This window comes from Streptomyces sp. NPDC054866, from assembly GCF_053610745.1.
In genome coordinates this window covers 463,563-488,216 of sequence record NZ_JBSGZA010000002.1, presented here as the reverse complement: position 1 = coordinate 488,216, position 24,654 = coordinate 463,563, and the positions used below count along the sequence as shown (strand labels likewise).

Here is a 24,654-nt window from a genome sequence, read left to right as displayed (position 1 = left end):
GAGAACTCGACGCGGGGCAATCGGGTGGGTGGGCGGGAAAGATCCGGCGCGAAGCGTCGGAACAGGCATGCCAGGCAGACGGAGCTCAGCCGGAACAAAGGGCAACGCCCCGCAGGGGCGAGCCGGTCAGGCCGGTCCCCGCAGCCCGCAGGGCCCCGTACCGTTCAAGGCGTGACCACTCTCGTGCGAGGCCGCTGTTGGGCCAAGGCGCACCCCCTGGCTGTGGACGCCGCCCTCGCGGCAGCCGTCCTCGTATGCATGGTCATCGGCTCCTTCGTCGAGCCGTACGGCCACGGCGGCGGCCCCACCTGGGGCACCCGCACCCCGGGCGCGCTCAGCCTCGTCCTGATGCTGCTCGGCGCCACCGCCCTGGTCTTCCGCCGCCGCGCCCCCTGGGTGGTGCTCGCGGCGACCGGCACCGTCTCCGTCATCGACCTGATCACCGGAGAGTTCCGCGGCGCCGTCGTCATGAGCGCGGTCGTCGCCCTCTACACCGTCGCCGCCACCACCAACCGCCCCACCACCTGGCGCGTCGGCGTCGTCACCATCACCGGCCTCACCGGCGTCGCGATGCTGGCGGGACCGCTGCCCTGGTACGCCCAGGAGAACCTCGGCATCTTCGCCTGGACCGGCATGGCCGCGGCCGCCGGTGACGCCGTCCGCAGCCGCCGCGCCTTCGTGGACGCCATACGCGAGCGCGCCGAACGCGCGGAACGCACCCGCGAGGAGGAGGCCCGGCGCCGCGTCGCCGAGGAGCGGCTGCGTATCGCCCGCGATCTGCACGATGTCGTCGCCCACCACATCGCCCTGGTCAATGTGCAGGCAGGCGTGGCCGCCCACGTCATGGACAAGCGGCCCGACCAGGCCAAGGAAGCCCTCTCCCACGTACGCGACGCAAGCCGCTCCGCGCTCAACGAACTGCGCGCCACCGTCGGCCTGTTGCGCCAGACCGGCGACCCTGAGGCCCCCACCGAGCCCGCCCCCGGCCTGGCCCGCCTCCACGACCTCGTCGAGACGTTCCGCCACGCGGGCCTCCCCGTGGAGGTCGCCCTCGGCGACACGGTGGCCGGCCTGCCCGCCGGAGTCGACCTGGCCGCCTACCGGATCATCCAAGAAGCCCTCACGAACGTGCAGAAGCACGCGGGAGTGGGCGCCAAGGCCGAGGTCAGCGTCGTCCGCGTAGGACCGAACATCGAGGTCACGATCCTGGACGACGGAGGCGGCGAGAGGAAGGAACCCAGCGGCGAGAACGACGGCGGCGGGCACGGCCTCATCGGCATGCGCGAGCGCGTCAGCGCCCTGGGCGGCCGTTGCACGGCGGGACCCCGCTACGGCGGCGGCTTCCGCGTCCATGCGATCCTGCCCCTCACGGCAAAGCCGGTCAGCCCGGCAGAGGGAGGGACCGCGTGACGATCCGGGTGCTGCTCGCCGACGACCAGGCCTTGCTGCGCAGCGCGTTCAAGGTGCTCGTCGACTCCGAGCCCGACATGGAGGTCGTCGCCGAGGCGTCGGACGGCGCGGAGGCCGTCGAGCTCGCGAAGTCGCGGGCTGCCGACGTCGTCCTGATGGACATCCGCATGCCCGGCACGGACGGTCTCGCCGCCACCCGCCTGATCAGCTCCGACCCCGCCCTGTCCCACGTACGCGTGGTCATGCTGACGACCTTCGAGGTCGACGAGTACGTGGTGCAGTCGCTGCGCGCCGGTGCCTCCGGATTCCTCGGCAAGGGCGCGGAGCCGGACGAACTGCTCGGCGCGATCCGGATCGCGGCCGCGGGCGACGCCCTGCTCTCCCCGGTGGCGACGAAGGGCCTGATCGCCAAGTTCCTCGCGCAGGGCGACAGTTCGGACGGTGACGGCGGGGCGCGCGGCGAGCGGCTCGACGCGCTCACCGGGCGCGAGCGCGAGGTCCTCGTCCAGGTCGCGGGCGGGCACTCGAACGACGAGATCGCCGAGCGCCTTGAGGTTAGCCCGCTCACCGTGAAGACCCACGTGAACCGTGCGATGGCGAAGCTGGGCGCCCGTGACCGGGCGCAACTCGTCGTCATTGCCTACGAATCGGGCCTGGTACGTCCAAGGGTGGAGTGATTGCGGACGCGACGTACTGCACCCGCAGTATGCGCCGCGTCAGAACGGGTCCTCGGAGTGACGAATCCTGCTCTGGACATGGCAGATCGTGTAGGGGGCACCGGCCTGCCGGTGCCTGTTCCTGCGCAGTACGCCACAGAGAGAGACCACCATGTCCTGGCTGTCCCGCTTCAGCCTCGCCCAACGGGCCCTAGTCGGGCTGATATCCATCATCGCGCTGGTCTTCGGCGCGATCGCGATCCCTCAGCTCAAGCAGCAGCTGCTGCCCTCCATCGAACTCCCGATGGTGTCCGTCCTGGCCCCGTACCAGGGCGCGTCCCCCGATGTGGTCGAAAAGCAGGTCGTCGAACCTCTCGAGTCCTCGATCGACGCGGTCGACGGCATCACCGGCATCACCTCCACGGCGAGCGAGGGCAACGCCGTGATCATGGCCCAGTTCGACTACGGCAGCGGCTCCAAGCAGCTCGTCGCCGACGTCCAGCAGGCCGTGAACCGCGCCGGGGCCGAGCTCCCGGACGACGTCGACCCGCAGGTCATCGCGGGCTCCACGGACGACATCCCGACCGTGGTCCTCTCCGTCACCTCCGACAAGGACCAGCAGGCGCTCTCCGACCGGCTCGACCGCACCGTCGTCCCCGCCCTGGAGGACATCGACGGCGTCGGCCAGGTCACCGTCGACGGCGTGCGCGACCTCCAGGTCGACGTCACCCCCGACGACAGGAAGCTGGCGAAGGCGGGCCTGACCCCGGCCGCGCTCGGCCAGGCGCTCCAGGCCGGCGGCGCCACGCTCCCCGCGGGCTCCTTCGACGAGGACGGCAAGAACCGCACCGTCCAGGTCGGCGGCGGCTACAGCTCCCTGAAGCAGATCCAGGACCTGATGGTCACCCCCGAGGCCGAGCCCGGGGAGCGCCCGGGGAAGCCGGTGCGCCTCGGTGACCTCGCCACGGTGAAGCAGCAGCCGTCCGAGGCCACGTCCATCACGCGCACGAACGGCAGGCCCAGCCTCGCCGTCGCGATCACGATGGACCAGGACGGCAGCGCCGTCGCCATCTCCGACGCGGTCAAGGACAAGCTGCCCGACCTGCGGGGGGACCTGGGCGCGGGCTCCGACCTGACGGTCGCGAGCGACCAGGGCCCCGCGGTCTCCAAGTCCATCGACGGACTCACCACCGAGGGCGCGCTCGGCCTGGTCTTCGCGGTCCTGGTCATCCTGGTCTTCCTGGCGTCGATCCGCTCGACGCTGGTCACCGCGGTCTCCATCCCGCTCTCGGTCGTCCTCGCCCTGATCGTGCTGTGGACGCGGGACCTCTCCCTCAACATGCTCACGCTCGGCGCGCTGACCATCGCCATCGGCCGCGTCGTCGACGACTCGATCGTGGTCCTGGAGAACATCAAGCGCCATCTCGGATACGGCGAGGAGCGCGAGGCCGCGATCATCACGGCGGTCAAGGAGGTCGCGGGCGCGGTTACGTCCTCGACCCTGACCACGGTCGCGGTGTTCCTCCCCATCGGCCTGGTCGGCGGCATGGTGGGCGAGCTCTTCGGCTCCTTCTCGCTGACGGTCACGGCGGCGCTCCTCGCCTCCCTGCTCGTCTCGCTGACGGTCGTGCCGGTTCTCTCGTACTGGTTCCTGCGTCCCCCCAAGGACGTGCGCGGCGCCGACCCGGAGGAGGCGCGCCGCAAGGCCGAGGAGAAGGAGGCGAAGAGCAGGCTCCAGCGCTTCTACGTCCCCGTGCTCCGCTTCGCGACGCGGCGCCGCTTCACCAGCCTCGTCATCGCGATCGTGGTCCTCGTGGGCACGTTCGGCATGGCGCCGCTCCTGAAGACCAACTTCTTCGACCAGGACGAGCAGGAAGTCCTGACCATCAAGCAGGAGTTGAAGCCGGGCACGAGCCTGGCGGCGTCCAACGCCTCGGCCAAGAAGGTCGAGAAGATGCTGGACGGCCTGGACGAGATCAAGGACTACCAGGTCACGGTCGGCTCGTCCGGCTTCATGGCGGCGTTCGGCGGCAGCACGGACACCAACCAGGCGTCCTACACCCTGACGCTCAAGGACAAGGCGGCGTACGACACGACGCAGGACAAGGTCGAGGAGGAGCTCGGCAAGCTCTCCGGCATCGGCCAGACGTCCATCGCGGCCGGTGACGGCTTCGGCAGCCAGGACCTGAGCGTGGTCGTCAAGGCCGCCGACGGCGACGTGCTGCGCAAGGCGTCCGAGGAAGTGCGCGACGAGGTCGCGAAGATCGACGACGTCACGGACGTCCAGAGCGACCTGTCGCAGAGCATCCCGCGGATCTCGGTCAAGGCCAACGCCAAGGCCGCGGCGGCCGGTTTCAACGACACCACCCTCGGCCAGGCCGTCGCCCAGGCGGTCCGCGGCACCCAGAGCGGCAAGGCGATCCTGGACGACACCGAGCGCGACGTCGTGGTGAAGTCGGCGAAGCCGGCGAAGACCCTCGCCGAGCTGCGGGGGCTCAACCTCGGCACGGTGAAGCTGGGCGACATCGCCGACGTGAAGCTGGTGGACGGACCGGTCTCGATGACCCGCATCGACGGCGCCCGCGCCGCGACGATCACCGCGAAGCCGACCGGCGAGAACACCGGCGCGGTCAGTGCCGAACTCACCAAGAAGCTCGACGCGCTGAAGCTGCCGGACGGCGCCACAGCGTCCATCGGCGGTGTCTCCGAGGACCAGGACGAGGCGTTCGCGTCGCTCGGCCTCGCGATGCTGGCGGCGATCGCGATCGTCTTCATGCTGCTCGTGGCGACGTTCCGCTCGCTGGTGCAGCCGCTGATCCTGCTGGTCTCGATCCCGTTCGCGGCCACGGGCGCGATCGGCCTCCTCATCGCGACGGACACCCCGATGGGCGTCCCGGCGATGATCGGCATGCTGATGCTGATCGGCATCGTCGTGACGAACGCGATCGTCCTGATCGACCTGATCAACCAGTACCGCAAGCAGGGTCACGGCGTGGTCGAGGCAGTCATCGAGGGCGGCCGCCACCGCCTCCGCCCGATCCTCATGACGGCCCTGGCGACGATCTTCGCCCTGCTCCCGATGGCCCTCGGCATCACGGGCGAGGGCGGCTTCATCGCCCAGCCGCTCGCGGTGGTGGTCATCGGCGGCCTGATCACGTCGACGCTCCTCACCCTCCTCCTCGTCCCGACGCTGTACGCGATGGTGGAACTCCGCAAGGAGAAGAGGCGCACGAAGCGCGAGGCGAAGCGGGCGAAGGCTGGCGTCCCGCCTCAGACCGCCGCCGACTCCGGCTCCGGGGACCCGGAGCCGGCCAAGGTCTGAGCGCTCCGCCGGCCGGTTCGCTGTCCGCGGGTGGTTCGTGGCTGGTCGCGCAGTTCCCCGCGCCCCTTACGGGGCGCCCGCCCCGAGTTGTGGGCAGGCGTTCCGCAGGGCGATGGGGGTCCCCCCGCTCGAGCGCAGCCGAGAGTGGGGGGAGGGTGGGCACAACGCCGAAGCCGCCGGGTAACCGCTAACCAAGGCGCCCAGCACCACCAGCGACGGGGTGCTCCTCATCCAGAGGGGCACCCCGTCCGCGTACGCCCACTGCGAGTGCCAGCACCGCAGCCCCACTGCAAAGCGTCATCCCGACGAACAGCGGCACGGCAGTGGAGTCCCCGCCGAGCCCCACCAGCGGCGCGACCACCGCGCCCAGCGCGCTCTGGGCGGTACCCAGCAGGGCGGACCCCACCCCGGAGGCGTAAGGGACCCGCGCGAGAGCCAGCGCCGCCGAGTTCGCCACCACCAGGCCGAGCCCGCCGCACACCACGGCCAGGAGCACCAGGCAGAGCACCGTCGTGAGCAGCCCCGCCGTCGTGGCGGCCAGCAGCACGGCCGACCCGGAGAGCATCGCCAACAGCCCACCCCGCAGCAGCGCTTCGGGAGCGACCCGCCCCACGAGGCGGGCCCCCACCGCACTGGAGAGCGTCGCCACCACGGCCCCGCCCGAGAACGCGACGGACGACGCCCCCACCCCCATCCCCAGCACGTTCTGCAGCAGGAACGGCGACCCGGCGATGTAGCAGAACAGCATCCCGAACCCGAAGGTGAAGGCGAGCGTGTAGCCCACGTACGCCCGGTCGCCCACGACCTCGCGGGCCGAGGCCACCACCTGCCGCACCCCGCCCTCGTGCCGCCGCTCCTTCGGCAGGCTCTCCGGTACGCCGACCACCACCGCCAGGGTCACGAGGAGCGACACCCCGGCGAGCACCCAGAACACGCCTCGCCACCCCGCGGCCCCGATCACCGCGCCGCCGGCCAGCGGGGCGATGATCGGCGCGATCCCGGCCAGCGTCATGAGCACCCCGAACAGCCGTGCGGCGGCGGCCCCTTGGACCCGGTCCGCGACCACGGCCCGGCTGATCACGACCCCCGCGGCCCCGCTGAATCCGGTCACGAACCGCAGCGCGACCAGCCACCCCAGTGACGGCGCCACGGCACACAGCGCGGTCCCCGCGGTGCACACGGCCGCGCCCGCGAGCAGCGGCACCCGTCTGCCGTACCGGTCGGAGAGCGGCCCGAAGACGAGATGCCCGAGCGTCATCCCGACCAGGAACGCGGTCAGCGTGAGCTGCACCCCGGAGGCGTCGGTGTGCAGTTCGTCGGCCATCCGCGGAAAGGCCGGGAGGTACATGTCGGTCGAGAGCGGGCCTATGAACGAGAGCAGCGCGAGCGCGGCGGTGAGCAAGGGCATGGCAGAGGGACCCCCGGATTCGTGACGCGGGAAGATGTAGATACTTATATAAGTATCTGTAACGCTAGCATGAGGGCGTGACCGAGCAGAGGAATGTGCAGAGGAATGCGCAGAGGAACGTGAAGAACGACGAGGCCGACCGCAGGCTCCTCCGGCACGCCAGGGAGCTGACTCCCGCGCTGTACGCGCTCTCGCGCGTCCTGCGTTTCCAGGGCATGGAGGAGGCGGGGCTGTGGCGACTGCCGCCGTCGGAGCTGGAGTTGATGCGCTACGTCCACGCGGAGCCGGGCGTGACGGTGAGCGTCCTGGCCCGCGAACTCGGCCTGCACGCGAGCAATGTGAGCGCCACGGTCCGCGGCCTGGTCAACGCGGGACACCTGGAGCGCGAGAAGGACCCGAACGACGGCCGGGTGGTGCGCCTGAAGCCGACCCTCAAGGCGGAGCAGGGTATGGCCCTGATCGAGAACGCCTGGGCGGAGATCTTCGCCGACGCGCTCGCCACCCTCTCCGAGGAGCAGACGGCGGCGCTGGTCGCGTCCGTACCGGCCCTGGAGGCGCTGGGTTCGGCGCTGAAGGAACGGCGCAGGACGACCTAGGAACCGTAAGACGCCGTAAGGGGCGCCCGCAATGGCGGACGCCCCTTACGGACGAGAACAAGCCGAACAAGTAGCCCTACGGCAGCGCGAGCATCCGCTCGAGCGCCAGCTTCGCGAACTGCTCGGTCTCGCGGTCGACCTCGATCTGGTTGACCAGCTTGCCCTCGGCCAGGGACTCCAGCGCCCAGACCAGGTGCGGCAGGTCGATCCGGTTCATGGTCGAGCAGAAGCAGACCGTCTTGTCGAGGAAGACGATCTCCTTGTCCTCGGCGGCGAAACGGTTCGCCAGGCGGCGTACGAGGTTCAGCTCGGTGCCGATCGCCCACTTCGACCCGGCGGGAGCCGCCTCCAGGGTCTTGATGATGTGCTCGGTCGAGCCCACGTAGTCCGCGGCGGCCACGACCTCGTGCTTGCACTCGGGGTGCACCAGGACGTTCACGCCGGGTATCCGCGCGCGCACGTCCTCCACGGACTCCAGCGAGAAGCGCCCGTGCACCGAGCAGTGCCCGCGCCACAGGATCATCTTCGCGTCACGCAGCTGCTCGACGGTCAGGCCGCCGTTCGGCTTGTGCGGGTTGTAGAGGACGCAGTCGTCGAGCGAGAAGCCCATGTCGCGGACGGCGGTGTTGCGCCCGAGGTGCTGGTCGGGCAGGAACAGCACCTTCTCGCCCTGCTCATACGCCCACTCCAGGGCCCGCTTGGCGTTGGACGAAGTACAGATCGTCCCGCCGTGCTTGCCGGTGAAGGCCTTGATGTCGGCCGAGGAGTTCATGTACGAGACGGGCACGACCTGCTCGGCTATCCCGGCCTCGGTCAGCACGTCCCAGCACTCCGCGACCTGCTCGGCGGTGGCCATGTCGGCCATCGAGCAGCCGGCGGCCAGGTCGGGCAGGACGACCTTCTGGTCATCGGTGGTCAGGATGTCCGCGGACTCGGCCATGAAGTGCACGCCGCAGAAGACGATGTACTCGGCCTCCGGCTTGGCGGCCGCGTCCTTGGCCAGCTTGAAGGAGTCGCCGGTGACATCCGCGAACTGGATGACCTCGTCGCGCTGGTAGTGGTGGCCGAGCACGAAGACCTTGTCGCCGAGCTTCTCCTTGGCGGCGCGGGCGCGCTCCACGAGGTCGGGGTCGGAGGGCGACGGCAGATCGCCGGGGCACTCCACACCGCGCTCGCTCTTGGGGTCGGCCTCGCGGCCGAGCAGCAGGAGGGCGAGCGGTGTGGGCTGAACATCGAGGTCCACGAGGTCCGCGGGGGACTGGGCGGTGGTCACGACACGCACCCTTTCTGTTCTGCAGACGAGCCTTTTCGTCTAATTGACGTTATCTATCATAACCGCTTCACGTCAGTTTGACGAAGGCCATAGTGTCGATGTGACGCGTTCGCCTTCGACGGGCCGCTGCCTCTCGCGGTGGCATGTGCGAGCATGAAGGGGAAGACAGTCGTAAGACAGCCGAAAGACAGAGCACTCGGCCCGGAATGAATCCGCGGCCCCGCCGGTTGCAACCGTCGGCAAGCAGTCTCCGTACAACCCGGGAGAGAAGCAGATGTCCGTATCGGACGAGACCACCACCGTGAGCGACGGCATCCTCCTGTCCGACGCCGCCGCGGCCAAGGTCAAGGGCCTTCTTGAGCAGGAGGGCCGGGACGACCTTGCCCTGCGCGTCGCCGTTCAGCCCGGCGGCTGCTCGGGCCTTCGCTACCAGCTGTTCTTCGACGAGCGCTCGCTCGACGGCGACGTGGTCAAGGACTTCGACGGCGTGAAGGTCGTCACCGACCGGATGAGCGCTCCTTACCTGGGCGGCGCCTCCATCGACTTCGTCGACACCATCGAGAAGCAGGGCTTCACGATCGACAACCCGAACGCCACGGGTTCCTGCGCCTGCGGCGACTCGTTCAGCTAAATCTGAGACGTACGAAGGCGGCGGCCCCCGAAGTGCTTCGGGGGCCGCCGCCTTCGTACGTCCTGGGTACGTCCAGGCGCGCAGTACGTCCTGGCGCGAACCGCTACTTCCGCGGCACCGTCCCGCCGCCCGACGCGTCCACGACCTTGCGCTCGCCCAGCGGCTGGTCGAGCGTCACGGTCTTGGTGAACTCCTTGGCCATCATCACGCAGACCTCGCCCTTCTTGTGGGTCTCGGTCACCTTCACGCGCACGCTGTCCTTGCTCTCGTCGGCCGACGCCGAGTAGTCACTGCAGACACCGCCCCAGAAGTGCACCGTCAGGGACTTGCCGTCCGCGCGGTAGGACTCGACGCGCGTGGTCGGGTCCTGCTGACCCGTGCCCGTGCCCGGCTTCTCAGTGGGCGTCGGGGTGGGTGACGGCGTGCTCGGCGAGGTGAGGAACTTCGGCTCCACGGCCGGATGCGTCACCGTGAAGCTGTCCTTCGCGCCCTGCGGCTTCACGTCGAAAAGCCAGGAGGGTACGAGCGTCTGGCGCCCGTCCACGAAGTGCGTCGCGAGCCCGAACGTGGCGCCCTTCACCGTGATCGGCTGCGGCTTCGGAGGCGCGGACGAGGGCTCCTCGCACGGCGCCTTCGTCCCCGCCTCCACCGCGGGGCCGTCGCCGTCCGAGCTGTCCGCCGTGTCCCCCTTGGCGTTCGGCACCGCCGACGCGCAGCCGCCGATGCCGACGCGGCCGTCACCGCCGCCGCCCGACTTGTTGAGCTGGTCCAGGGTCTCGTCGGCGCTGATCACCGGGTACGTCGCGCCCTTCTCCGGCGCCTTCAACTGACCGCTGCCGCCGACCACTTGTCCGTCCGAGCCGACCTGGATGCCGGTCGACCAGCCGTACGTCGGGAGGCCGCCCACCTTCGGGTCGGCGTTCACCACCCGTACGCCGCCCATGAGTTGGCGGGCATCAAGCTTCGCGTCGTCCTGGCCCACCGCCTTCAGGACCGGCGCCGCGGCCTTCTTCGCCGCGCCCTCGCCGACCGCGTCACCCTCGCCGTTCGGCGCGGTGGATGTCTCCGAACAGGGCTTGCCCTTCTGGCAGTTGTCGCTGCCGCCGCTGGCGTACCGCGTGAACGTCCAGGTGCCCGGCGCCTGCTTGCTCACCTGGAGCGAGGGCCCGGAGCCGTCCTTGGCAGGGCCGATCTTCCAGGCGCCGTCCTGCGAGGTGGGCTTGCCCGTGACGCCGAGGGCCTTGGCGAGCTCGGCGACCTGGTCCTGGCCGACGGTGCCCCGCGCGTGGTGCACGGCCGCCGCTTCGGGGCCGCCGGGCAGCTTGCCGTCGGCGCGGTAGGCGGCGCCGTTCGGGTCGGGCTCTCCCGGTGCGATGCCGCCGGTGTCGCCGGTGCCGCCTTCCTGCCGGTCGCCGTCCGTGTGGCCGTCGATGGCGAGGGGCGGGGGCGTGCCGCCGTCTGCGGCGGGAGAACTGCCGTTGCCGTCGCTGCCGCCTGACGCGGTCGCGGCGAAGTAGGCGCCGCCGCCACCGACGAGCAGCACCGTGGCCGCCACCGACGCGACGGCAAGGCGGGAACGCCGCCCGTGCCGCTCGGCCCCGTCATGAACGGATCGCTCGGTGCTCACCGCATCGCTCCTTCGACTGCACTGCTGTCCCTGGAGACCCGTGTGCGGGCCTCGTTCGTATGCCGCGTCCCCTTTACGGGGGACAGCGGTGGGACGCAGCGGGGGAGCGCGCGGTTCCCTCGGCGCGCTCCGGTGCCCCTGGGCTCAGTCGCCGTACTCGGACATGCCGTCGATCAGCCGCGCGGAGGCGGGCGGGACGTCGACGCCATGGATCAGCGCGGGCGACACCGGGGCGGTCGCGGCGGCCGCGGGGGACACCCAGTGCGGGGCCATGCGGGCGCAGTCGCCGCGCAGCGTCTCCAGGGTCTCGGAGGGCAGCTCGACGGGACGCGTGGTGACGACATGCTTCGAGATAACGGCCATAACCGCACCGTACGCATCGCACACCTCGCGAAAAAAGACCTACTAACGGGTAGTTTGGCCTCTTCAGCGACAGTGTCCCCACCCGGTAGCGTGAGGTGTCAACCCCTTGCCTCTCCTCCACAGGAGCATGCCGTCGTGCGTATCGCAGTCACCGGCTCCATCGCCACCGACCACCTGATGACCTTCCCCGGCCGCTTCGCCGACCAACTGGTCGCGGATCAGCTGCACACGGTTTCTCTCTCTTTCCTGGTCGACGCCCTAGACGTACGCAGGGGAGGCGTCGCCGCCAACATCAGCTACGGCATGGGCCAGCTCGGCACCGAGCCGATCCTGGTCGGCGCCGCGGGCTCGGACTTCGGCGAGTACCGCGCCTGGCTCGACCGGCACGGCGTGGACACGGCGTCGGTCCGCATCTCCGAGACGCTGCACACGGCCCGCTTCGTGTGCACCACGGACGCCGACCACAACCAGATCGGCTCGTTCTACACGGGCGCGATGAGCGAGGCCCGCCTCATCGAACTGAAGACCGTGGCCGACCGCGTGGGCGGTCTCGACCTGGTCCTCATCGGTGCGGACGACCCCGAGGCGATGATGCGCCACACCGAGGAGTGCCGGACGCGCGCGATCCCCTTCGCCGCCGACTTCTCCCAGCAGATCGCGCGCATGGAGGGCGAGGAGATCCGTACCCTCCTCGACGGCGCCACGTACCTCTTCTCGAACGAGTACGAGAAGGGGCTCATCGAGTCCAAGACCGGCTGGAGCGACGCCGAGATCCTCTCCAAGGTCGGCCACCGCGTGACGACCCTCGGCTCGCGCGGCGTGCGCATCGAGTCCACCGGCCAGGACCCGATCGAGGTCGGCGTCCCCGAGGAGGAGGCGAAGGTCGAGCCGACCGGCGTCGGCGACGCCTTCCGCGCGGGCTTCCTTTCGGGCCTCGCCTGGGGCGTCTCCCACGAGCGCGCGGCACAGGTCGGCTGCATGCTCGCCACCCTGGTCATCGAGACCGTCGGCACGCAGGAGTACGAGCTGCAGCGCAGCAATTTCATGGACCGCTTCACCAAGGCGTACGGCCATGAGGCCGCGTCCGAGGTCCAGACCCACCTGGCCTAGTCAGGAGCTCCGGCGGACCACATAGGCCGAGCCGTGGTCCGCCGGCTCCTCGCCCACGTACTCCTGCCCCCGCATCTCGCACCACGCCGGGATGTCGAGCCGCGCCGCCTCGTCGTCGGCGAGGACCGTGACCGTGCCGCCCACCGGCACGTCCCCGATGACCTTCGCGAGCTCGATGACCGGCAGCGGGCAGCGCTTGCCGAGCGCGTCGACGACGAGGGAAGCCGATTCCGTACGCGACGCCGGCGCCACCGGCGCGCCCAGCTGTTCGCGTACGCCGGCCACCACGCCCGGCAGGACCTCCAGAAAACGCTCGACGTCCGCCTCCTGGGTCCCCCGTGGGAGTGACACCCGGACGTTGCCCTCGCTCAGTACGCCCATCGCCTTCAGGACATGGCTCGGGGTCAGCGTCGAGCTGGTGCAGGACGAGCCGGAGGAGACCGAGAAGCCCGCCCGGTCCAGCTCGTGCAGCACGGTCTCTCCGTCGACATAGAGACACGAGAACGTCACCAGATGGGGGAGGCGCCGCTCCGGATCGCCCACCACCTCCACGTCCGGCACGAGACCCGGCACCCGCGCCCTGATCCGCTCCGTCAACTCCCGCAGCCTGGCGCCCTCATCGGCGGCCTCGGCCTGCGCGGCACGCAGCGAGGCGGCGGCGGCGACCACCGCCGGGATGTTCTCGAAGCCGGGGGCGCGCCCCGACTCCCGCTCGTCGGCGGGGCCTTGCGCGGCGAACCGCACCCCCTTGCGCACGACGAGCAGCCCCACGCCCGCGGGCCCGCCCCACTTGTGGGCACTGGCGGCGAGCAGCGACCACTCACCGCCCACCGGGCCCCAGGGCAGCGACTGGGCGGCGTCCACCAGGAGCGGCACCCCGGCGCCGCGACACGCCGAAGCGACGTCGGCCACCGGCTGCTCGGTGCCCACCTCGTGGTTGGCGGACTGGAGGCAGGCAAGCGCCGTGTCGGGGCGCAGGGCAGCGGCGTACGCGGATGACGACACCGCCCCGAACCGGTCCACCGGGATCTGCGTCACCGCGCCCCCGGCGGCTTCGAGGGCCGTCGCCGCGTGCAGCACCGAAGAGTGTTCGACCGCCGACACCACCAGATGCCGCCCGACACGCCGACGCCCGGCGAGGGCTCCGGCCATCCCGGAGTGCACGGCCAGGGTGCCGGAGGGGGTGAAGGAGAGCTCGTCGGGACGGCACCCGACCGCATCGGCGGCGGCCTCCCGCGCCGCGTCGAGCAGCAGCCGGGCCCGCCGCCCCTCGCGATAGAGCCGGGCCGGATCGGCCCACCCTTCATCCAGCGAGGCTTGCAGAGCCTGCCGGGCCACGGGGTGCAGGGGAGCGGAGGAGGCGACATCGAAGTAGGACACGCCGCAACGCTAAGCGCCCCGAAGGGGCGCGGGGCTGTGACATGTGCGGCTCCGCCGCGTGGGCGCGACGAGCCACGGCGGACCCGCGGTCGCGGACGGGGAGATTCCACCGAGCTGGTGGGCGCCCCGAAGCCCCGTCAGAAAGCGGCCAGCGGCAAGGCATCCCACCCTCCCGAGTGACCCGCGGCGCGTTAGGCACCCTCCCCGCGCGACCCCAAATAGCGTCCAGTAAGGTTTGGCCCGCATAAACATCCAAACCCCTGCCCGCCGCAGGGCGGCGACCGACGACCGAGAAGGCCGCACCCGACCGCGCGGGCCGAGACTCTCGGGAAGGCGCTACGTGAGTCCCAACGGCTCCGACCGCTCGTCGCGGCGCCCGATGCGGCGGAAGCTGCCGCAGGTGCTGACTGCGGGCCTGATCTTGGCAACCGCGACCGGTTGCACATACAAGGACTTTCCCCGCCTTGGTATGCCCACCCCCGTAACGGAAGAGGCTCCCCGGATCCTCTCCCTCTGGCAGGGCTCGTGGGCGGCAGCGCTCGCCACGGGCGTGCTGGTCTGGGGTCTGATCCTGTGGAGTGTGATCTTCCACCGGCGCAGCCGCACCAAGGTCGAGGTTCCTCCGCAGACGCGTTACAACATGCCCATCGAGGCGCTTTACACGGTGGTGCCTCTCATCATCGTCTCGGTGCTCTTCTACTTCACGGCACGTGATGAGACGAAGCTCCTCCACCTCGACGACAAGCCCGCCCACACGGTCAACGTGGTCGGCTATCAGTGGAGCTGGGGCTTCAACTACATCGAGGATGTGCCGGGTTCCGACAAGGGAGACGCGAAGACGGCCAAGGAGCTGGAGGCCATCCCGGACAAGTTCCGCGATGCGTTCCCGTCCAACGCCGGCGGCGTCTACGACGTCGGTACGCCCGGCCAGCGGAACCCGCAGAACGGCAACCCCGGCCCGACCCTCTGGCTCCCCAAGGGCGAGAAGGTCCGGTTCGTACTGACTTCGCGTGACGTCATCCACTCCTTCTGGGTGGTGCCGTTCCTCATGAAGCAGGACGTCATCCCGGGCCACACGAACGCCTTCGAGGTGACTCCCAACAAGGAGGGCACCTTCATGGGCAAGTGCGCCGAGCTCTGCGGTGTCGACCACTCCCGGATGCTCTTCAACGTGAAGGTCGTTTCCCCCGAGCGCTACCAGAAGCACCTCGAGGACCTCGCGAAGAAGAACCAGACCGGATACATCCCGGCCGGCATCGAGCAGACGAGCCACGAGAAGAACCGGGAGACGAACAACCTGTGAGCATCCTCAACGAACCTCAGGGTGCCGCGGCAGCAGAAGACTCGTACGAGAACGAGCTGCCGGTACGGCGCAAGCAGCCGGGCAACGTGGTGATCAAGTGGTTGACGACCACCGACCACAAGACCATCGGCACGCTCTACCTGGTCACGTCGTTCGCGTTCTTCTGCATCGGCGGCGTGATGGCGCTCTTCATGCGCGCCGAACTCGCTCGTCCCGGCTCGCAGCTCATGTCGAACGAGCAGTTCAACCAGGCGTTCACGATGCACGGCACGATCATGCTGCTGATGTTCGCGACGCCGCTGTTCGCCGGATTCGCCAACTGGATCATGCCGCTGCAGATCGGCGCGCCCGACGTGGCGTTCCCGCGGCTGAACATGTTCGCGTACTGGCTGTACCTCTTCGGCTCGCTCATCGCGGTGGGCGGCTTCCTCACCCCGCAGGGTGCGGCCGACTTCGGCTGGTTCGCCTACTCCCCGCTGTCGGACGCCGTCCGCTCGCCGGGCATCGGCGCCGACATGTGGATCATGGGTCTGGCCTTCTCCGGCTTCGGCACGATCCTCGGCTCGGTCAACTTCATCACCACGATCATCTGCATGCGCGCACCTGGCATGACGATGTTCCGGATGCCGATCTTCGTGTGGAACGTCCTGCTGACCGCGGTCCTGGTCCTGCTGGCCTTCCCGGTTCTGGCTGCCGCGCTGTTCGCCCTGGAGGCGGACCGTAAGTTCGGTGCCCATATCTTCGACGCCGGCAATGGCGGCGCACTGCTATGGCAACACCTCTTCTGGTTCTTCGGCCATCCAGAGGTGTACATCATCGCGTTGCCATTCTTCGGAATCATTTCCGAAGTCATCCCGGTCTTCTCCCGGAAGCCGATGTTCGGCTACATGGGCCTGATCGGCGCGACGATCGCCATCGCGGGTCTCTCCGTGACCGTGTGGGCGCACCACATGTACGTCACCGGTGGCGTGCTCCTACCGTTCTTCTCCTTCATGACGTTCTTGATCGCCGTGCCAACAGGCGTGAAGTTCTTCAACTGGATCGGAACGATGTGGAAGGGCTCACTGAGTTTCGAGACACCGATGCTCTGGGCCGTCGGCTTCCTGATCACCTTCACCTTCGGTGGTCTGACCGGCGTCATCCTGGCCTCGCCGCCGATGGACTTCCACGTCTCCGACTCGTACTTCGTGGTCGCGCACTTCCACTACGTCGTCTTCGGCACCGTGGTCTTCGCGATGTTCTCCGGATTCCACTTCTGGTGGCCGAAGTTCACCGGCAAGATGCTGGACGAGCGGCTCGGCAAGATCACCTTCTGGACGCTGTTCATCGGCTTCCACGGCACGTTCCTGGTGCAGCACTGGCTGGGCGCCGAGGGCATGCCGCGTCGTTACGCGGACTACCTCGCGGCCGACGGTTTCACTGCTCTGAACACGATCTCGACGATCGCCTCGTTCCTGCTCGGTCTGTCGATACTGCCGTTCTTCTACAACATCTGGAAGACCGCCAAGTACGGCAAGAAGATCGAGGTCGACGACCCGTGGGGCTACGGCCGTTCGCTCGAGTGGGCGACGTCCTGCCCGCCGCCGCGGCACAACTTCCTCACCCTGCCGCGGATCCGTTCCGAATCCCCGGCGTTCGACCTGCATCACCCTGAGATCGCGGCTCTCGACCAGCTCGAGAACAGCGGCCACGGTGACAAGGCGCTCGCGGGCGGCAAGGAGGCCGGCAAGTGAAGGTCCAAGGCAAGATGTTCATCTGGCTGAGCGTCTTCGTGCTCGCCATGGCGATCGTCTACGGCTGGTGGTCGAAGGAGCCGGCCGGTACGACCGCGCTGTTCCTGGCCTTCGGTCTGTGCATCATGATCGGCTACTACCTGGCCTTCACGGCCCGGCGTGTCGACGCGGCCGCACAGGACAACAAGGAGGCCGACGTAGCGGACGAGGCCGGCGAGGTGGGCTTCTTCAGCCCGCACAGCTGGCAGCCGCTGTCGCTGGCCATCGGTGGCGCGCTCGCCTTCATGGGCGTCGTCTTCGGCTGGTGGCTGCTGTACTTCTCGATGCCGATCATCATGATCGGCCTGTTCGGCTGGGTCTTCGAGTACTACCGGGGCGAGAACCAGACCCAGTGAGTCTGTGATTCCCGCTTCACCGAGGGGCCCGGACACTCCGTCAGGAGAGTCCGGGCCCCTCGGCGTGTTGCCTTGACACTCGTACGGGTCACTCGGCGCGCCGGAGCCGATGAACCTTCATACCGTGTGTTCATGAGCCACTCACCGCGAATCCGCACGGTACTGAGCTGCACCTTGCTGGTGGCCGCCCTCGGGGTGGGAACCACGGCGTGCGGCAGCTCCGACGGCCATCCGCTCTCGGCGAAGCCGTACGACGCGGCGGGCCAGATCGCCTTCAACGGCCCTGTGGGCAGTCAGAAGGCGGATCCCGACAAGCCCTTGGAGGTCACAGCTCAGGGCGAGGACGGGCGCATCACCGATGTGACGGCCACCGACGCGATGGGGCGGTACCTGGCGGGCGAACTCGCCGCCGACGGCGCCCGTTGGCACAGCACGGCGCCCCTCGCGGCGGGCACGCAGTACACGGTGCGGGTGAGCACGGAGGACGACGAAGGCTCGCCGGGCCGCAAGGTCATGACGTTCGACACGAACGCGGCGGCCAAGAAGAAGCGCCTCGACGTCACCTTCGGCCCCGAATCGGGCAAGTACGGCGTGGGCCAGCCGGTCACGGCCAAGCTCAGCGCCAAGGTGAAGGACAAGCAGGCCAGGGCCATCGTGGAGCGCTCGCTGAAGGTCGATACGCAGCCCGCCACGGAAGGCGTGTGGCACTGGGTGGACAGCAAGACGCTGCACTACCGCCCCAAGGAGTACTGGCCCACTGGGGCGACCATCAACGTCCGGAGCAACCTGGAGGGCATCAAGGTCCGCGACAGGCTCTGGGGCGGCACCGCCAAGCCGCTGAGGCTGACGATCGGCGACCGCATCGAGGCCGTGACGGACGCCGGTTCGCACTGGATGACGGTCTACCGCAACGGCGAGGAGATCAACTCCATGCCGGTGACGACGGGCAAGCCCGGCTACTCCACGCGCAACGGCGTCAAGGTGGTGCTCGGCAAGGAGTACGCCGTACGTATGACCAGTGCCAGCATCGGCGCATCGGACTTCTACGACAAGATGGTCTATTACGCGACGCGGGTCACCGACTCCGGTGAGTACGTGCACGCCGCCCCCTGGTCGGTCGGTTCGCAGGGGAACGCGAACACCAGCCACGGCTGCACGGGCATGAGCACCGGCAACGCCGCCTGGTTCTACGAGACCGTGCGCCAGGGCGACATCGTGAGGGTCGTCAACAGCTATGGCGCGGACATGGATCCGTTCGGCAATGGCTTCGGCGACTGGAACGTCGACTGGAAGAACTGGCGGGACGGCAGCGCCCTGTTGGGCGGAGTCAAGAAGGGCCCCACGGCGCTCGACGCGGCCCGGCTGCGGCCGCAGGTCTAGCGGGGCCGCAGAACAGCGCAGAAGGCCCCGTGCCGAGGCGCGGGGCCTTCTCCCGTGGCGTCAGGCCTGTACGGCCAGCCTCTCGCGCAGCAGGGCGGCCAGGGAGTCCGCGAACTCGACCGGATCGACCGGAAGGGTCACCGCGGCCTCCGCGCGGCTCCAGGTGGCCAGCCAGGCGTCCTGCGGGCGCCCCATGAGCAGGAGCACGGGCGGGCACCGGAAGATCTCGTCCTTGAGCTGACGGCAGACCCCCATGCCGCCGATGGGCGTGGCCTCACCGTCCAGGACGCAGACGTCGATGCCGCCCCGGTCGAGTTCCTTCAGGACGGCGGGCAGCGTCGCGCACTCGATGAACTCGACCGCGGGAACGTCCGCCGCCGGCCTGCGTCCGGTGGCCAACCGGACCTGCTCGCGGGTGCTCGCGTTGTCGCTGTAGACCAGCACCGTGGCGGTCGGCTGCATTGTTCCTCCGCTTCGTTGAGGGGCTCTCGGCCGGGGACCGATGCGCGGATGCTACTCCTCCGGACACCCCGTCAACAGCGGTTCGGACAGCCCTTCGATGGGCCATACGGGCAGGACACACCCCGCAGACACTCCGAACGGCACCCCCCGGGGTGAGGGCGGGATAAGCGACCGACATAATGTCGGTCGTGGCGACAGCAACGACAGTAGATACCGGGCACGCGCACCCGCCGGTCAATCGGCCGAACCTCACCAGCGTCGGAACCATCATTTGGCTCAGTTCCGAGCTGATGTTCTTCGCGGCCCTCTTCGCGATGTACTTCACCCTGCGATCGGTGACAGGACCTGAGCACTGGAAGGAAATGGCGTCCGCGCTGAACTTCCCGTTCTCGGCGACGAACACCACGATCCTGGTGCTCTCCTCCCTCACTTGCCAGCTAGGCGTGTTCGCCGCTGAGCGTGGTGACGTGAAGAAGCTCCGGATGTGGTTCATCGTCACCTTCATCATGGGTGCGGTCTTTATCGGTGGTCAGGTGTACGAGTACACCGAGCTGGTCAAGCACGAGGGCCTCTCGCTCTCGTCGGACCCGTACGGCTCGGTCTTCTACCTGACGACCGGCTTCCATGGCATGCATGTGACAGGCGGTCTCATCGCCTTCCTGCTGGTCCTCGGCAGGACGTACGCGGCCAAGAGGTTCACCCATGAGCAGGCGACCGCAGCCATCGTCGTGTCCTACTACTGGCACTTCGTCGATGTTGTCTGGATCGGTCTCTTTGCCACGATCTACATGATCAAGTAAACGGGGCCGGGCCCAGACGGGCCCGACGTTCCGACTCATTCCAGAAGCATCGACGCAGAAGATCCTGACACCGGGGTAATCCGTGAAAAAGCTCTCCGCACGACGACGCCACCCGCTGGCGGCGGTCGTCGTCCTACTCCTCGCGCTGGCGGCCACCGGGGGGCTGTACGCCGCGTTCGCACCCGCGGACAAGGCGCAGGCCGACGACACCGCCCAGTCCCTCGCCATCGACGAGGGCAAGAAGTTGTACTCCGTGGGCTGCTCCAGCTGCCACGGAACCGGCGGTCAGGGGTCCTCCGACGGTCCTAGCCTGGTGGGCGTCGGCGCAGCCGCCGTCGACTTCCAGGTCAGCACCGGCCGCATGCCGCTCCAGCAGCCGGGCGCCCAGGCGCCGAAGAAGAAGGCCATCTACAACCAGGCCCAGATCGACCAGCTCGCGGCGTACATCGCCTCGCTGGGCGCGGGCCCGACCATCCCCACCGAGAAGCAGTACAGCCCGGACGGGGCGGACATCGCCAAGGGTGGCGAGCTGTTCCGCACCAACTGCGCGCAGTGCCACAACTTCACCGGTGAGGGTGGCGCGTTGACGAAGGGCAAGTTCGCTCCTTCGTTGGAGGATGTCTCCCCGAAGCACATCTACGAGGCCATGCAGACCGGCCCGCAGAACATGCCGTCCTTCCCCGACACGATCATGCCGGAGAAGAACAAAAAGGACATCATCGCGTACCTCGACGCGGTCAACGGCGAACAGACCGAGAGCCCTGGCGGTCTCAAGCTGGGTGGCCTGGGTCCGGTCAGTGAAGGCCTGTTCGGCTGGATCTTCGGTCTCGGCTCGCTGATCGCGGTCGCCGTGTGGGTCGCCGCTCGGACCGCAAAGGCCAAGAAGTCATGAGTAGCCAAGAGAATCCAGAAGAGAACCTGCCCAGCGTGCAGGAGACCGAGCACGGCTCGGTAGCGGTGAAGGACGAGAACCCGTTCGCCGACCCGGGCCTTCCGCCCCATGAGCACCGTGTCCAGGACATCGACGAGCGGGCCGCCAGGCGGTCCGAGCGTGCGGTCGCGTTCCTGTTCACGCTGTCGATGCTCGCCACGATCGGCTTCATCGCCTCGTTCGTGTCGTTCCCGGTCGACAAGAACATCTACATCTGGCCGATCGGTCACATCAGTGCGCTGAACTTCTCCCTGGGCATGACCCTGGGTCTGGCGCTCTTCTGCATCGGCGCGGGCGCGGTCCACTGGGCCCGCACCCTGATGTCCGATGTGGAGGTCGCCGACGAGCGGCACCCGATCGAGGCCGAGCCCGAGGTCAAGGCCAAGGTCATGGCCGACTTCAAGGCCGGTGCCGCGGAGTCGCAGTTCGGCCGGCGCAAGCTGATCCGCAACACGATGTTCGGCGCGCTCGCCATGGTGCCGCTCTCCGGCGTCGTCCTGCTGCGCGACCTCGGTCCGCTGCCCGAGGACAAGCTGCGGCACACGCTGTGGGCCAAGGGCAAGCTGCTCGTGAACATGAACACGAACGAGCCGCTGCGTCCGTCGGACGTCCAGGTCGGTTCGCTGACCTTCGCCAAGCCCGAGGGCCTGGAGGAGCACGATCACGACTTCCAGAAGGAGATCGCCAAGGCGGCCCTGATGATCGTCCGGATCCAGCCGGACAACATCAAGGACAAGCAGGAGCTCGAGTGGTCGCACGACGGTGTCGTCGCGTACTCCAAGATCTGCACCCACGTCGGCTGCCCGATCTCCCTGTACGAGCAGCAGACGCACCACGTCCTCTGCCCGTGCCACCAGTCCACCTTCGACCTCTCCGACGGTGCCCGAGTGATCTTCGGCCCGGCCGGTCACGCGCTGCCGCAGCTGCGCATCGGCGTGAACGAAGAGGGCTACCTCGAGGCGCTCGGCGACTTCGCTGAGCCCGTCGGTCCTGCTTTCTGGGAGCGCGGATGAGCACTACGACGACTGATACGCGTAAGAAGGAGGCGCCCGCAGGTGAGCGGGTCGCCGACTGGGCCGACGGACGTCTGGGGATCTACTCCCTGGCCAAGGCCAACATGCGCAAGATCTTCCCGGACCACTGGTCCTTCATGCTCGGTGAGATCTGCCTCTACAGCTTCATCATCATCATCCTCACGGGTGTGTACCTGACCCTGTTCTTCCACCCGTCGATGAACGAGGTGGAGTACCACGGCAGCTACATCCCGCTGCAGGGCCAGCTGATGTCCGAGGCGTTCAACTCGACCATGCACATCAGCTTCGATGTGCGCGGTGGTCTGCTGATCCGGCAGATCCACCACTGGGCGGCGCTGATCTTCCTCGCGGCGATGTTCGTGCACATGATGCGCGTCTTCTTCACGGGTGCCTTCCGCAAGCCCCGCGAGGTCAACTGGGTCTTCGGCTTCCTGCTGTTCGTCCTCGGCATGTTCACCGGCTTCACCGGTTACTCGCTCCCTGACGACCTGCTCTCGGGAACCGGCGTGCGCTTCATGCAGGGCGCCGTCCTGTCCGTGCCGATCGTGGGCACGTACCTGGCGATGTTCCTGTTCGGCGGGGAGTTCCCCGGCGGCGACTTCGTGGCCCGGTTCTACTCGGTGCACATCCTGCTGCTGCCGGGCATCATGCTCGGGCTCGTGGTGGCGCACCTGATCCTGGTCTTCTACCACAAGCACACGCAGTTCGCGGGTCCCGGCAAGACCAACAAGAACGTCGTCGGCATGCCGCTCCTTCCCGTCTACATGGCGAAGGCCGGAGGCTTCTTCTTCCTGGTCTTCGGTGTGATCGCGGCCATCTCGGCGATCGCCACGATCAACCCGATCTGGGCGCTCGGTCCCTACCGTCCCGACCAGGTGTCCACCGGAGCGCAGCCCGACTGGTACATGGGCTTCTCCGAGGGCCTGATCCGTGTCATGCCGGGCTGGGAGATCAACCTCTGGGGTCACACGCTCGTCATGGGTGTGTTCGTCCCGCTGGTCATCTTCCCGCTGGTCCTTGTCGCGATCGCGGTCTACCCGTTCATCGAGTCCTGGGTCACCGGGGACAAGCGCGAGCACCACATCCTGGACCGCCCGCGCAACGTCCCGACCCGTACGGGCTTCGGCGTCGCGTGGATCACCTGGTACATGGTGCTGCTGATCGGTGGTGGAAACGACCTCTGGGCCACGCACTTCCATCTGTCGATCAACGCGATCACCTGGTTCGTGCGCATCGCCTTCTTCGTGGCACCGGTCCTCGCCTTCGTCATCACCAAGCGGATCTGCCTGGGTCTGCAGCGGCGTGACAAGGAGAAGGTCCTGCACGGCCGCGAGTCGGGCATCATCAAGCGCCTGCCGCACGGTGAGTTCATCGAGGTCCACGAGCCGCTCAACCAGGAGCAGCTGCACACGCTCACCGCGCACGAGCAGTACGCGCCGCTCGAGATCGGCCCCTCGGTCGACGAGAACGGCGTCGAGCGCAAGGTGTCGGGTTCGCAGAAGCTCCGGGCCAAGCTCAGCAAGGGCTACTACGGGGAGGACAACCAGATCCCCAAGCCCACCACCGAGGAGTACAAGGAGATCACGAGCGGCCACGGCCACCACTGATCCTCTGAAGCTCTGACCAAGGTCGCCACGGCGAGAGCCCCGTCCCATGCATTCCAGTGCATGGACGGGGCTCTTTGCCGTCCCCGGAGCTGGATAAGGTGTTCCTGACCCATGCCTAGACGAACCCAGGAGCGGCATATGAGCGCTGTGACCCCCGCAGGAGGCAACACCGCGGCGGCCCGTTCCTGGCCCGGTGTACTGAACGGGCTGCTGGAGGGACGCGACCAGAGCGCCGAGGACACCGCCTGGGCTATGGACCGCATCATGCGCGGCGAGGCGACCGAGGCCCAGATCGCGGGCTTCATGGTCGCGCTGCGGGCCAAGGGCGAGACCGTGGAGGAGATCTCCGGCCTCGTACGCACGATGTACGAGCACGCCAATGTGATCGAGGTACCGGGGCAGACCGTCGACATCGTCGGCACCGGCGGTGACGGCGCCAAGACCGTCAACATCTCCACGATGTCCGCGATCGTGGCCGCGGGAGCGGGCGCGAAGGTCGTCAAGCACGGCAACCGCGCGGCCTCCAGCGCCTCGGGCGCCTCCGACGTCCTGGAGAAGCTCGGGGTGAACCTGGAGCTGCCGCTGAAGCGGGTCGTCGAGGTGGCCGAGGAAGCCGGGATCACCTTCTGCTTCGCCGTGAAGTTCCACCCGGCGCTGCGGCACGCCGGAGCGGCGCGCAGCCAGTTGGGCATCCGGACCGTCTTCAACGCCCTCGGCCCGCTCACCAACCCGGCCAAGGTGCGCGCCCAGGCGGTCGGGGTCGCCGACCCGCGGATGGCGCCGATCGTGGCCGGGGTCTTCGCCGAGCGCGGGAACTCCTCCCTCGTCTTCCGCGGCGACGACGGCCTCGACGAGCTGACGACCACCTCGACCTCCCGGGTCTGGGTCGTACGGGACGGCGCCGTGCGCGAGGAGGCCTTCGACCCGCGGGACGTCGGCATCGACCTCGTCCCCGTGGAGGCGCTGCGGGGCGCCGACGCCTCGTACAACGCCGAGGTGGCCCTGCGCCTCCTGGACGGCGAGACGGGCCCTGTGCGGGACGCCGTGCTGCTCAACACGGCGGCGGCCCTGGTGGCCCTGACGCCCGGCGAGGGGACCCTCGTGGAGCAGATCGGCGCCGGCATCGCGAAGGCGGCGCGGGCGATCGACTCCGGGGCCGCGAAGAAGGCCCTCGAGCTGTGGGTGGCGGCCAGCAACAGGTGAGTGTGGTGCCCACCGCAGTCCGGATGCCGG

Annotated in this window: 21 protein-coding genes; 15 read left to right on the top strand and 6 right to left on the bottom strand. The window is 68.7% G+C overall.

The genetic code is table 11. The annotated features are described in order from the left end of the window. Positions 1-171 precede the first annotated feature (171 nt). From ACWGI2_RS10920 to ACWGI2_RS10910, 3 genes are all read left to right on the top strand, one after another. The gene (locus ACWGI2_RS10920; RefSeq protein ID WP_453395128.1) at positions 172-1,410 is read left to right on the top strand and encodes a sensor histidine kinase; all 1,239 of its coding nucleotides are present in this window, start codon (positions 172-174) and stop codon (positions 1,408-1,410) included. Further along, positions 1,407-2,087: a response regulator gene (locus ACWGI2_RS10915; protein ID WP_453694954.1), complete on the top strand. Its 681-nt coding sequence runs from the start codon at positions 1,407-1,409 to the stop codon at positions 2,085-2,087. Before ACWGI2_RS10920 ends, ACWGI2_RS10915 begins: the two co-directional genes overlap by 4 nt. 151 nt (positions 2,088-2,238) lie before the next feature. Then, on the top strand, positions 2,239-5,388 hold the full coding sequence (locus tag ACWGI2_RS10910) for an efflux RND transporter permease subunit (protein WP_453694953.1): 3,150 nt from the start codon (positions 2,239-2,241) through the stop codon (positions 5,386-5,388). A gap of 187 nt (positions 5,389-5,575) precedes the next feature. On the opposite strand, the gene ACWGI2_RS10905 is transcribed toward ACWGI2_RS10910, so the two are convergent. After that, positions 5,576-6,796: a multidrug effflux MFS transporter gene (locus ACWGI2_RS10905; RefSeq protein ID WP_453694952.1), complete on the bottom strand. Its 1,221-nt coding sequence runs from the start codon at positions 6,794-6,796 to the stop codon at positions 5,576-5,578. A 77-nt stretch (positions 6,797-6,873) separates the two neighbouring features. Here ACWGI2_RS10905 and ACWGI2_RS10900 point away from each other — a divergent pair, with 77 nt between their 5' ends. Next, positions 6,874-7,392: a MarR family winged helix-turn-helix transcriptional regulator gene (locus ACWGI2_RS10900; RefSeq protein WP_453694951.1), complete on the top strand. Its 519-nt coding sequence runs from the start codon at positions 6,874-6,876 to the stop codon at positions 7,390-7,392. Between the two features lie 76 nt (positions 7,393-7,468). Here the strand turns inward: ACWGI2_RS10900 and nadA are convergent, their stop codons facing one another. Next, a complete protein-coding gene (gene nadA, locus ACWGI2_RS10895) occupies positions 7,469-8,674 on the bottom strand; it encodes a quinolinate synthase NadA (RefSeq protein ID WP_453694950.1) in 1,206 nt (401 codons plus the stop codon). A gap of 265 nt (positions 8,675-8,939) precedes the next feature. On the opposite strand from nadA, the gene ACWGI2_RS10890 reads away from it, so the two are divergent. Further along, positions 8,940-9,296, top strand: coding sequence for a HesB/IscA family protein (locus ACWGI2_RS10890; protein WP_030933606.1), 357 nt, complete (start codon positions 8,940-8,942; stop codon positions 9,294-9,296). A 103-nt stretch (positions 9,297-9,399) separates the two neighbouring features. On the opposite strand, the gene ACWGI2_RS10885 is transcribed toward ACWGI2_RS10890, so the two are convergent. Beyond that, positions 9,400-10,923: a hypothetical protein gene (locus tag ACWGI2_RS10885; RefSeq protein ID WP_453694949.1), complete on the bottom strand. Its 1,524-nt coding sequence runs from the start codon at positions 10,921-10,923 to the stop codon at positions 9,400-9,402. A 144-nt stretch (positions 10,924-11,067) separates the two neighbouring features. Then, positions 11,068-11,286, bottom strand: coding sequence for a hypothetical protein (locus ACWGI2_RS10880; protein WP_453395121.1), 219 nt, complete (start codon positions 11,284-11,286; stop codon positions 11,068-11,070). A 135-nt stretch (positions 11,287-11,421) separates the two neighbouring features. On the opposite strand from ACWGI2_RS10880, the gene ACWGI2_RS10875 reads away from it, so the two are divergent. After that, on the top strand, positions 11,422-12,396 hold the full coding sequence (locus ACWGI2_RS10875) for a carbohydrate kinase family protein (protein ID WP_453395120.1): 975 nt from the start codon (positions 11,422-11,424) through the stop codon (positions 12,394-12,396). Here the strand turns inward: ACWGI2_RS10875 and ACWGI2_RS10870 are convergent, their stop codons facing one another. Continuing rightward, positions 12,397-13,776, bottom strand: a complete 1,380-nt coding sequence (locus ACWGI2_RS10870; RefSeq protein WP_453395119.1) for an aminotransferase class V-fold PLP-dependent enzyme — start codon at positions 13,774-13,776, stop codon at positions 12,397-12,399. It lies immediately after the preceding gene. Between the two features lie 340 nt (positions 13,777-14,116). Between ACWGI2_RS10870 and ctaC the strand changes: the two genes are divergently transcribed. From ctaC to ACWGI2_RS10850, 4 genes are all read left to right on the top strand, one after another. After that, positions 14,117-15,079 carry an aa3-type cytochrome oxidase subunit II gene (ctaC, locus tag ACWGI2_RS10865; protein ID WP_453395118.1) on the top strand — a complete coding sequence of 321 codons (963 nt, stop codon included), beginning with the start codon at positions 14,117-14,119 and terminating at the stop codon, positions 15,077-15,079. After that, positions 15,076-16,812, top strand: a complete 1,737-nt coding sequence (gene ctaD / locus ACWGI2_RS10860; RefSeq protein WP_453694948.1) for an aa3-type cytochrome oxidase subunit I — start codon at positions 15,076-15,078, stop codon at positions 16,810-16,812. The genes ctaC and ctaD overlap by 4 nt, the downstream gene beginning before the upstream one ends. Further along, positions 16,809-17,207, top strand: coding sequence for an aa3-type cytochrome oxidase subunit IV (locus ACWGI2_RS10855; protein ID WP_160504604.1), 399 nt, complete (start codon positions 16,809-16,811; stop codon positions 17,205-17,207). Before ctaD ends, ACWGI2_RS10855 begins: the two co-directional genes overlap by 4 nt. A 132-nt stretch (positions 17,208-17,339) precedes the next feature. Beyond that, entirely contained in the window at positions 17,340-18,587 is a 1,248-nt protein-coding gene (locus ACWGI2_RS10850; protein ID WP_453395116.1) for an Ig-like domain-containing protein, read from the top strand. 60 nt (positions 18,588-18,647) lie between these two features. Here ACWGI2_RS10850 and ACWGI2_RS10845 read toward each other — a convergent pair whose 3' ends face one another. Further along, positions 18,648-19,049 (bottom strand): hypothetical protein, encoded by a 402-nt coding sequence (locus ACWGI2_RS10845; RefSeq protein WP_453395115.1) that lies wholly within the window; start codon positions 19,047-19,049, stop codon positions 18,648-18,650. A gap of 179 nt (positions 19,050-19,228) precedes the next feature. On the opposite strand from ACWGI2_RS10845, the gene ctaE reads away from it, so the two are divergent. The 5 genes from ctaE (at position 19,229) to trpD (ending at position 24,624) form a co-directional block, all read left to right on the top strand. Further along, complete coding sequence (gene ctaE / locus ACWGI2_RS10840) at positions 19,229-19,849, top strand: aa3-type cytochrome oxidase subunit III (RefSeq protein ID WP_160504601.1); 621 nt, start codon at positions 19,229-19,231, stop codon at positions 19,847-19,849. 82 nt (positions 19,850-19,931) lie between these two features. Further along, complete coding sequence (qcrC, locus tag ACWGI2_RS10835; protein ID WP_361045610.1) at positions 19,932-20,741, top strand: cytochrome bc1 complex diheme cytochrome c subunit; 810 nt, start codon at positions 19,932-19,934, stop codon at positions 20,739-20,741. After that, a complete protein-coding gene (gene qcrA / locus ACWGI2_RS10830; RefSeq protein ID WP_453395114.1) occupies positions 20,738-21,793 on the top strand; it encodes a cytochrome bc1 complex Rieske iron-sulfur subunit in 1,056 nt (351 codons plus the stop codon). The genes qcrC and qcrA overlap by 4 nt, the downstream gene beginning before the upstream one ends. After that, positions 21,790-23,421 (top strand): cytochrome bc1 complex cytochrome b subunit, encoded by a 1,632-nt coding sequence (qcrB, locus tag ACWGI2_RS10825; RefSeq protein ID WP_453694947.1) that lies wholly within the window; start codon positions 21,790-21,792, stop codon positions 23,419-23,421. The genes qcrA and qcrB overlap by 4 nt, the downstream gene beginning before the upstream one ends. A 138-nt stretch (positions 23,422-23,559) precedes the next feature. Then, a complete protein-coding gene (gene trpD, locus ACWGI2_RS10820; RefSeq protein ID WP_453694946.1) occupies positions 23,560-24,624 on the top strand; it encodes an anthranilate phosphoribosyltransferase in 1,065 nt (354 codons plus the stop codon). Positions 24,625-24,654 lie beyond the last annotated feature (30 nt).

Excerpts from the sequence above, each read along its gene's own strand:
- ACWGI2_RS10845 (WP_453395115.1), bottom strand. The coding sequence starts at position 19,049 with ATGCAGCCGACCGCCACGGTGCTGGTCTACAGCGACAACGCGAGCACC.
- qcrA (WP_453395114.1), top strand. The coding sequence starts at position 20,738 with ATGAGTAGCCAAGAGAATCCAGAAGAGAACCTGCCCAGCGTGCAGGAG.
- ACWGI2_RS10910 (WP_453694953.1), top strand. The coding sequence starts at position 2,239 with ATGTCCTGGCTGTCCCGCTTCAGCCTCGCCCAACGGGCCCTAGTCGGG.
- qcrB (WP_453694947.1), top strand. The coding sequence starts at position 21,790 with ATGAGCACTACGACGACTGATACGCGTAAGAAGGAGGCGCCCGCAGGT.
- ACWGI2_RS10850 (WP_453395116.1), top strand. The coding sequence starts at position 17,340 with ATGAGCCACTCACCGCGAATCCGCACGGTACTGAGCTGCACCTTGCTG.
- ACWGI2_RS10880 (WP_453395121.1), bottom strand. The coding sequence starts at position 11,286 with ATGGCCGTTATCTCGAAGCATGTCGTCACCACGCGTCCCGTCGAGCTG.
- ctaE (WP_160504601.1), top strand. The coding sequence starts at position 19,229 with ATGTCGGTCGTGGCGACAGCAACGACAGTAGATACCGGGCACGCGCAC.
- ACWGI2_RS10905 (WP_453694952.1), bottom strand. The coding sequence starts at position 6,796 with ATGCCCTTGCTCACCGCCGCGCTCGCGCTGCTCTCGTTCATAGGCCCG.
- ACWGI2_RS10890 (WP_030933606.1), top strand. The coding sequence starts at position 8,940 with ATGTCCGTATCGGACGAGACCACCACCGTGAGCGACGGCATCCTCCTG.
- trpD (WP_453694946.1), top strand. The coding sequence starts at position 23,560 with ATGAGCGCTGTGACCCCCGCAGGAGGCAACACCGCGGCGGCCCGTTCC.